Source organism: Microcella sp. (assembly GCF_033763155.1).
GTDB lineage: Bacteria > Actinomycetota > Actinomycetes > Actinomycetales > Microbacteriaceae > Microcella.
In genome coordinates, this window is the sequence record NZ_JANRKZ010000201.1 from 1 (window position 1) to 8,131 (window position 8,131).

An 8,131-nucleotide genomic window follows, 5' to 3' on the forward strand; every position below is an offset into this window, starting at 1 on the left:
GACGGCGATGAGCGTGTGGCCGATGCACGGCGCCCAGCCGAGCCCGAAGACGACTCCGAGCAGCGGCGCGCCGCCCAGCCCGGTGGCGACCTGGATGCGCGGCGCGAGCGAGCGTTGCATAAACGACACCTGCCCGATGAACACGAGACCCATGAGCATGACGATGACGCCCGCAATGCGCGTAATGAGGTCGATCCAGGGCAGCAGCACGAGCCCCGCCGTCGCGAACACGATCGAGAAGCTCACGAACACGACGCTGAAGCCCAGCACGAAAAGGGCGACGCCCAGCAGCAGTCGCCCGCGCTTCTGTTCGAGTTCGGCGCTGCTCGTCACCCCACCGATGTAGGCGAGATAGCCGGGCACGAGCGGCAGCACACAGGGAGAGGCAAAGGCGAGAAACCCCGCCGCGAGCGCGATCGGCAGCGCCAGCAACAGGTTGCCGCTCAGCACAATCTCGCCGATCGGATTGACGGATGCGGCGCTCACGCCCCCGAGCACGCTCACGATGCTTCGGCGAGCACGTCGGTGATCATCGACCGCAGCACGCTCGGTTCGCTCACGAGCCCCGAGATGCGGGCGGCCACGCGGCCCTGCTGGTCGAGCACGAGCGTCGTGGGAGTCGCCGTCGGCGCGACTTGGCCGGCGAACGCGAGCCGCACGCTGCCGTCATTCACGTCGAGAATCGAGGGGTAGGTCACGCCGAACTCTTCGGCGAACGACATCGCCGTCGGCGCCTGGTCGTAGATGTTGACGCCGAGAAAGCTCACGCCATCGGGGGCGAACTGCTGCGCGAGCGCCTCAAGGTCGGGGGCTTCGAGACGGCACGGAGGGCATCCGGCGTACCAAAAATTCACGACCAACACGTCGCCGAGGTAATCGTCGCTCGTGACGGTCTCGCCCGACTCGATCTCGCCCGAGAACGCAACGGGCTCGCCGCGGTCGGCCGCTGCAATGACGGTGTAGGCGCCGTCGCCCGAGATTTAGCCCTGGCCCGTGCCCTCGCAGTACTGGTTCGCGAGGTCGTCATTGGCGGTGCATCCCGTCAGCACGGTGACGCCCACGAGAGCGATCGCCACGAGAGCGGAACGAGTGGTGCGGCTGGTCACACGGCCCCCAAGTCGGTCGCGTCGGCGAGCAGGGCAGCGCCGCGTTCTTGATAGCCCACCTCGGTAAAGCGACCGTCGACGAACGCGAAGGACGTGATGCTCGAGAGCGAGCAGCGCCGCTTGCGTGGGTCGTGGTGCAAAGACTCACCGGCGAGGGCGCGGTGGGCCATCCAGATGGGCAACTGGTGGCTGACCATGACCACGTCGCCGGAGTCCACGGCCTCACGGGCATCGGTCATGGCGGCGAGCATGCGGGCGGCGACATCGGCGAAGGGCTCGCCCCACGTGGGCACGCGCGGGTTGCGCAACAAATGCCAGTGGCGCGGATTCGCCAGGGTGCGGGCATTCATGCGCTTGCCCTCAAAACGGTTGGTGGGCTCGATGATGCGCGGCTCGGTGCGAATGTCGAGACCGAACGCCTCGGCCCACGGAGCCGCAGACTCTTGTGCGCGTTGCAGCGGGCTGGCAAAGAGCGCGGTCACGGGATGCCCCGCCAAACCCGTCACGGCCGCTGCGGCCATGCGGTGCCCGAGGTCGCTGAGCCCGAAGCCCTCGAGTCGCCCGTAGAGCACGTGGTCGGGGTTGTGCACCTCGCCGTGGCGCACGAGGTGGACGAGGTCGGCCGGCATGGCCTCAGTCTAGAGTTCGGTGGCATTGCGACCGCTGAGAGCGGCACTCGGTCACACGGGGCCCGGCTGAGCGCCAGCCCGCCGGTAGACTCGACCCTCGTGACTCGCACCGTGATATCTCAGCTCTCTGCTCTCCCCGACGGCCCCGTGACGGTGGCCGGGTGGGTCGAGACCGTTCGCGACCAGAAAAAGGTGCAGTTCGTCATCCTGCGCGATGAGTCGGGGGCGCTGCAGCTCGTCAACCCGGCAACGAGAGACCTCGACGAGACTGCCTCGGCCGACGAGATCGCTGCCGCGGCCCTCACCGAGACGATCGGCGCCCTCGCCCACGGAACGATGATTCGCGTCACGGGCGAGCTCAAGCACGATGAGCGCGTCAAGCTCGGCGGCATTGAGGTCAAGATCGCCACCCTCGAGGTGGTCAGCGAGGCCCTGCCCGAGACCCCCATCGCCGACGACTCGAGCCTCGACAAGCGCCTCGACTGGCGTTTTCTCGACCTGCGTCGCCCGGAGGCCTCGCTGATCTTCAAGATTCAGACGACCTTCGAGCACGCCCTGCGCACCTGGTGGGTCGAGCGCGACTTCATCGAGATTCACACGCCCAAGCTCATGGCGAGCGCCTCAGAGAGCCGCGCCGAGCTCTTCGAGATGGAGTACTTCGAGACGAAGGCCTATCTCGCGCAGAGCCCGCAGTTCTTCAAGCAGATGGCGCAGCCGGCGGGCTTCGGCAAGGTGTTCGAGATCGCTCCGGCCTTCCGGGCCGACCCCTCGTTCACCTCGCGCCACGCGACCGAGTTCACCTCGATCGACGCCGAGATCAGCTGGATCGACTCGCACGACGACGTCATGCAGATGCACGAGCAGCTGCTCGTTGCCGGCTTCACCGCGGTTGTTGAGAAGCACGGTGCCGCGATCGAGGCGGCGTTCGGCGTCGAACTGACTGTTCCGAGCACGCCGTTTCCGCGCATCCCGCTCGCCGAAGCGCGTCAGATCGTGGCCGAGGGTGGCTACGAGATTCCGCGCGCCGATGGCGACCTCGACCCTGAGGGCGAGCGTCGACTGAGCGCTTGGGTGAGGGCCAACCACAGCAGCGACTTCGTGTTTGTCACCGACTACTCGACCGGAATTCGGCCGTTCTACCACATGCGTCGCGAGGGTGACCCGACGATCACGAACAGCTACGACTTGCTCTACAACGGCACCGAGATCTCAACCGGCGCCCAGCGCGAGCACCGCGTTGACGTGCTCATCGCGCAAGCGCGGGAGAAAGGCCTTGAGCCAGAAGAGCTTGAGTTCTACCTCGACTTCTTCCGCTACGGCGTGCCGCCCCACGGCGGTTTTGGCATGGGCCTGGCCCGCGTGCTCATGCTCATGCTGGGGCTCGGGTCGATCCGCGAGACGACCTATCTGTTCCGCGGACCGACCCGACTGCTTCCCTAGGCGGCCTAGGTCAGGTCGACGACCGTGGCGCCGGCAGCGCCCTTCATGACCGACTCGACCGCGCTCTTGGCCGACGACTTGGCCACGTAGTTCTCGCTCACGGCGAGCGTTTGGCCGTTGGCCGAGACGATGCGCCAGAAGTAGGGCTGCTTCTCGCTCTTGCCCTTGACGATCTCGAACTTCATTGTTCACTCCTGTCTGTGGACGACTTCGAACGCCGCCTTTCTCGAGATGCTAAAGGGGCGAGGCGAACGGCACCAGGTGTGACGAGCCCTAAACGGCGAAATCGGGGCGGATGCCCCAGCCGGTGTACTGCTCAAGTCGCGCCATGAGCGTCAATGCCTGCAGTCGCGCGTGGTCGTCGCTGATCGACGAGTAGACATCGATCGCCAAGGGCGGAGGCTCGCCAAACTTGGGAATCTCGATCTCGACCCACGCGCCGCTCTGGTAGCCGTCGCCATCGATCACGACGAACGGGCGCATGGTGCGCTGCCTCTCGACGGGTCGGTCGACAGCGAGCGCAACGATCGCGAGAGCATCCAGCTTCGTCACGGCGCTCATGACAACGAAGGTCGCGCAGTACTCCGCGGGCGGCGCGGGGCGGCGCAGCAACTGGCGGAGCGATGAACGCATGAAGCCACGGTAGGCCGAGAGCCTGAGTGAGTGCCGATGCGGGAATAGCTCACGCATGTTTATGCGTTTGCATAGATATAATCGACCGACCTCACGAAGGAGCATCGAGCATGACCGCAACCCCGCAGGGCCTGCACCACGTCACGGCGATAGCCGGTGACCCGCAGAAGAACATCGACTTCTACATCACCGGGCTCGGGCTGCGGCTCGTCAAGAAAACCGTCAACTTCGACGACCCCGGCACCTACCACCTCTACTACGGTGACGAGGCGGGCCGACCGGGCACGCTCATGACGTTCTTCCCCTGGCGCGGCATCCAACCCGGTCGCATTGGCGCGGGCCAGTCGACCTCGACCGCGTTCTCGGTTCCCGCGGGTTCGCTCGGTTGGTGGGTCGACCACTTCGCCGCGGTCGGTGCGCAGGCTCGCATTACGTCGACGTCATCGAGCGAAGAGCGCTTGCTCGTGCACGACCCCGACGGCTTGCAGATTGAGCTGGTAGCAACCCACGACGACGACCCGCGTGACCCGTGGGACTCGGCGAGCGTGCCCGCCGAGTACGCCATCCGTGGGCAACACTCGAGCGTGCTCACGGTGCGCGACGCCGACCGCACGATCGCGCTCATGGTCAACGACCTCGGGATGCGCATTGTCGACGAACAGGGCAACCGCACGCGCCTCGCGGCAGGAGACGGCATGCCCGGCGCCCTCGTCGATGTGCACGCGTCGAGCCTCGCCCCCGCGGGCCTCACGGCCGGTGGCACCGTGCACCACATCGCCTTTCGCGTGCCCGACCAAGCCACGCAACAACAGTGGCGCGACGAGCTGGCCTCGCGCGGACATCAGGTCACCCAGATTCTCGACCGGCAGTACTTCGCGAGCATCTACTTTCGTGAGCCAGGCGGCGTGCTGTTCGAGATCGCGACCGATACCCCCGGCTTCGATGTCGACGAGCCGCTGCTCGAACTAGGCCGGTCGCTCAAGCTGCCGCCGTGGCTTGAGCCCTCACGCGAGCAGATCGAACACGCGGTGATTCCCATTCGCGTGCCCGACGAGAACAACCCCGAGGTCGCGGCATGAGCGCACTACCCGCTGTCGACCTCGGCGCGTGGCCGCACCAGTTCACGCCCGGTGAGCCGGGCGCACCGGTGCTGCTAACCCTGCACGGCACGGGAGGTGATGAGCGCGAGATCACCGCGCTCGCGGCTCACCTCGACCCGCGGGCGAGCGTGCTCTCGCCGCGTGGGCGCGTCAGCGAAGCGGGCGCGAATCGCTGGTTCCGTCGACTGCGCGAGGGCGTCTTCGACGTCGACGACGTCATCGTCCGGGCCGGCGAACTGGCCGCGTTTATCACCGCGGCGCGCGACGAGTATGCGCTGACGGATGCCCCGCTCACGGCCGTCGGCTTCAGCAACGGTGCCAACATCGCCCTGGCCACTGCCCTGCTGCACCCGGGCGTGCTCACGCGCGTCGTGGCGTTCTCGGGCATGTACCCCTTCGGCGATCGTGACCCGATGGGCGACCTGACCGGGGTCGAGGTGCTGCTGCTCAACGGAGGCGCTGACCCGATGGCCCCCGCGACGAGCGTCGACGTGCTTGAGCGCACGACGAGCGCGCACGGAGCATCCGTCACCCGGAACACGCGCCCCGGCGGACACGGAATCGACGCGTCGGAACTCGAGAGTGCTCGTCACTGGCTGGAGTCACGCCGGAAATCGTGACTGCATAAACGCGGGTTCTGATGGCCCGCGCGTGGGCTCGGCGGGGCACTAGCATCACACCGACGACACCCGTTGTGAACGAAGGGCCGCCGTGATTACCGTCGGTGAATTGACCACCATCTCGTTGTTCTCTGACCTCACCGACGAGCAATTGGCATTCGTGGCGGGCGCAGTCGAAGACATCTACCTTCAGCCCGGAGAGTATGCGGCGCACGAGGGCGACGAGCGCGCCCTCTACATCGTGGTGTCGGGCGCGGCCGAGCTCACCAAAGAGGTCAATGGCGTCGAGCGCGTGATTGCGCGACGGAGGCCCGGCGACCTCTATGGCGAAGTGCCCATGATGCTCAGCACTCCCCTGCCGGCCAGCCACCGCGCGGTCGACGAATCGCGCGTTTTGCGCATGGATGCTGCAACGTTTTTCACGCTCGCGGCGATGGCGCCCCAGGTGGCAGCGACCGTCGGCGCGTCAGCCCAGCAGCGCATCGAAGGCTTGAAAGAGATCGCCGCCGAGACGGCCGCCCCCGACATGACGGTGATCGGCCCGCTCGTCGACCCACGCGTGCACTCCGTTCGCACCTTTCTCAATCGCAACCGCATTCGGTTCGAGACGATCGACACCGATGCTCCCGAGAATCACAATCGTCGCAGTGAGCATGTGCCCGTGATCGAGTTGCGTGAGGGCGGTCGACTGCTCGCCCCCACGCTGCGCGAGATCGCGCTCGCGGGCGGGCTCGCGGTGGTTCCCGAGCACGACGCGTACGACGTCATCATTGTCGGCGGCGGCCCCACGGGCCTGACCGCCGCCGTGAACGCCGCTGCCGAGGGGTTGAGCACGCTCGTCGTCGAACGTGTTGCCCCGGGCGGCCAAGCCGGCACGTCGACGCGCATCGAGAACTACACGGGGTTTCCGTTCGGAGTCTCCGGTGACGAACTCGCGGCGAAAGCGATGCGGCAGGCCCTGCGCCTCGGTGCTGAAATCGTCGTCACACGGTCTGTCGAGCACATGAACCCCCTCGCTCGCACGCTCACGCTCGACGGAGGTGAAGAGGTGCAGGCCCAAGTGGTGGTGCTGACCTCGGGCGTCGAGTGGCGGCGCGTGGGCATCCCCGACATCGAACGGTTCATCGGCAACGGCGTCTACTACGGCGCGGCCCGCAGCGACGCGGGGCTCGCGCACGGCCACGATGTCTTCATCATCGGCGCCGGAAACTCTGCCGGTCAGGGGGCACTCTTTTTCTCGCGTCACGCGCCCTCGGTCACGCTCATCGTGCGGGGAGACTCGCTCACGGCGAGCATGTCGACCTACCTGATCGACCAAATCTCGGCGAACCCCACGATTACTGTGCAGACCCGCTCAGAAGTCGTCGGCCTGCACGGCCCCGATGACCTCGAGTTCATCGACATTCTCGACAAGACCACGGGAGCAACAACGCGGCGAGCCGCCACCGTGCTGTTTGTCATGATCGGCGCCGATGCGCAGACCGGATGGTTGCCCCCCGAGATCGCCCGCGACGAACACGGCTTCATCCTCACCGGGCCGCACGCCGCGTCCAGCGGCGCGTGGGGCGAAAGCCGGGAACCGTTCGCGCTCGAGACGACGGTGCCCGGAGTGTTTGCAGCGGGAGACGTTCGCTCGGGCTCGGTTAAGCGTGTCGCGGCCGGCGTCGGCGAAGGCGGCATGGTAATCGCCTACACGCACCAGTACTTGGCGCTCAGCGACTGACACCGTCGGCGTCGTGTGGCAGTCTGAAGCGCCGCTCAACGAAGGGAATCGCTATGCCGACCCACAACGCCGCGCCGCCCACGGCCGCCCTCGCTGACGCCTGCGTGCGGCTCGGCCTGCCCCTGCGACTGGGCCCGGCCTCACTGCGCCCGATCGCGCCGCACGCGCCCATCGCGGGGCCTGCCATGCCCGTGACGCACGCCGGGAGCGTTGACGTGTTTCTTGAAGCGATCGACGATGCCCCCGCGGGCGCTGTGCTCGTGGTCGACAACGGTGGTCGCGACGATGAAGCGTGCGTTGGTGACCTCGTGACGCTCGAGGCGCGCGAAGCGGGGCTTGCCGGGCTCATTGTGTGGGGCCGGCACCGTGACACGGCCCAGATCGTCGAGATGGGCATCCCGCTGCACAGTCGCGGAGCGCTGCCGCCGGGGCCGCGCCGGGTTCCGCCGCCCGGGCGGTCAATGCGCACCGCCTGGCTCGACGGAGTCGAGGTGACGCCCGACGACATGATCGCGGCCGACGACGACGGTGTGATCGTGATCGCGGCGGCCGAATGGGCGCGGGTTGCGGAGGCGGCTCGCGACATTCATGCCGTCGAACTCGCACAGGCCGAGCGGATGCGCGGCGGCGAGAGCTTGCGCGCGCAACTCGACTTCGCCACCTACCGAGCACGCCAGGCGGCCGATCCCGACCTGAGCCTGCGCCGCTACCTCGCCGAACGCGGCGGAGCGATCGAGGTCTAGCTGTAACGACCCGGGACGTTGTGAACGTGTGAAGTAGCGAAGACCTCCGGAACGATGTGGGTATCTGACAACTCGCATCGAGACCGGAGGTCTTCGTGGTTCACGCTAATGCCGATCTGACACCGAAAGGGCGTCTG

The 8,131-nt window shown here is 67.0% G+C and carries 11 protein-coding genes; 5 read left to right on the forward strand and 6 right to left on the reverse strand.

The features are described from left to right. The 4 genes from SFU54_RS08555 to SFU54_RS08570 all read right to left on the reverse strand — a co-directional run. On the reverse strand, positions 1-504 hold a 504-nt coding region (locus SFU54_RS08555), incomplete at its 3' end, for a cytochrome c biogenesis CcdA family protein (RefSeq protein ID WP_319015860.1). Then, complete coding sequence (locus tag SFU54_RS08560; protein ID WP_319015869.1) at positions 501-980, reverse strand: TlpA disulfide reductase family protein; 480 nt, start codon at positions 978-980, stop codon at positions 501-503. The genes SFU54_RS08555 and SFU54_RS08560, both read right to left, overlap by 4 nt. Further along, positions 981-1,106: a hypothetical protein gene (locus SFU54_RS08565; RefSeq protein ID WP_319015861.1), complete on the reverse strand. Its 126-nt coding sequence runs from the start codon at positions 1,104-1,106 to the stop codon at positions 981-983. After that, a complete protein-coding gene (locus SFU54_RS08570; protein ID WP_319015862.1) occupies positions 1,103-1,735 on the reverse strand; it encodes a histidine phosphatase family protein in 633 nt (210 codons plus the stop codon). The genes SFU54_RS08565 and SFU54_RS08570 overlap by 4 nt, the downstream gene beginning before the upstream one ends. 111 nt (positions 1,736-1,846) lie before the next feature. Here SFU54_RS08570 and aspS point away from each other — a divergent pair, with 111 nt between their 5' ends. After that, a complete protein-coding gene (gene aspS, locus SFU54_RS08575; RefSeq protein ID WP_319015870.1) occupies positions 1,847-3,175 on the forward strand; it encodes an aspartate--tRNA(Asn) ligase in 1,329 nt (442 codons plus the stop codon). A gap of 5 nt (positions 3,176-3,180) precedes the next feature. Here aspS and SFU54_RS08580 read toward each other — a convergent pair whose 3' ends face one another. After that, positions 3,181-3,360 (reverse strand): YegP family protein, encoded by a 180-nt coding sequence (locus SFU54_RS08580; protein ID WP_319015863.1) that lies wholly within the window; start codon positions 3,358-3,360, stop codon positions 3,181-3,183. An 88-nt stretch (positions 3,361-3,448) separates the two neighbouring features. After that, entirely contained in the window at positions 3,449-3,808 is a 360-nt protein-coding gene (locus tag SFU54_RS08585; RefSeq protein WP_319015864.1) for a hypothetical protein, read from the reverse strand. A 110-nt stretch (positions 3,809-3,918) separates the two neighbouring features. Between SFU54_RS08585 and SFU54_RS08590 the strand changes: the two genes are divergently transcribed. The 4 genes from SFU54_RS08590 to SFU54_RS08605 all read left to right on the forward strand — a co-directional run bounded on the left by SFU54_RS08590 (position 3,919) and on the right by SFU54_RS08605 (position 7,994). Beyond that, on the forward strand, positions 3,919-4,887 hold the full coding sequence (locus SFU54_RS08590; protein ID WP_319015865.1) for a ring-cleaving dioxygenase: 969 nt from the start codon (positions 3,919-3,921) through the stop codon (positions 4,885-4,887). Further along, a complete protein-coding gene (locus tag SFU54_RS08595; protein WP_319015866.1) occupies positions 4,884-5,528 on the forward strand; it encodes an alpha/beta hydrolase in 645 nt (214 codons plus the stop codon). Before SFU54_RS08590 ends, SFU54_RS08595 begins: the two co-directional genes overlap by 4 nt. A gap of 109 nt (positions 5,529-5,637) precedes the next feature. After that, on the forward strand, positions 5,638-7,251 hold the full coding sequence (locus SFU54_RS08600) for an FAD-dependent oxidoreductase (RefSeq protein WP_319015867.1): 1,614 nt from the start codon (positions 5,638-5,640) through the stop codon (positions 7,249-7,251). Between the two features lie 53 nt (positions 7,252-7,304). Next, entirely contained in the window at positions 7,305-7,994 is a 690-nt protein-coding gene (locus tag SFU54_RS08605) for an RraA family protein (RefSeq protein ID WP_319015868.1), read from the forward strand. The last annotated feature ends 137 nt before the right edge of the window (positions 7,995-8,131 follow it).

Excerpts from the sequence above, each read along its gene's own strand:
- SFU54_RS08570 (WP_319015862.1), bottom strand. The coding sequence starts at position 1,735 with ATGCCGGCCGACCTCGTCCACCTCGTGCGCCACGGCGAGGTGCACAAC.
- SFU54_RS08580 (WP_319015863.1), bottom strand. The coding sequence starts at position 3,360 with ATGAAGTTCGAGATCGTCAAGGGCAAGAGCGAGAAGCAGCCCTACTTC.
- SFU54_RS08585 (WP_319015864.1), bottom strand. The coding sequence starts at position 3,808 with ATGCGTTCATCGCTCCGCCAGTTGCTGCGCCGCCCCGCGCCGCCCGCG.
- SFU54_RS08590 (WP_319015865.1), top strand. The coding sequence starts at position 3,919 with ATGACCGCAACCCCGCAGGGCCTGCACCACGTCACGGCGATAGCCGGT.
- SFU54_RS08595 (WP_319015866.1), top strand. The coding sequence starts at position 4,884 with ATGAGCGCACTACCCGCTGTCGACCTCGGCGCGTGGCCGCACCAGTTC.
- SFU54_RS08605 (WP_319015868.1), top strand. The coding sequence starts at position 7,305 with ATGCCGACCCACAACGCCGCGCCGCCCACGGCCGCCCTCGCTGACGCC.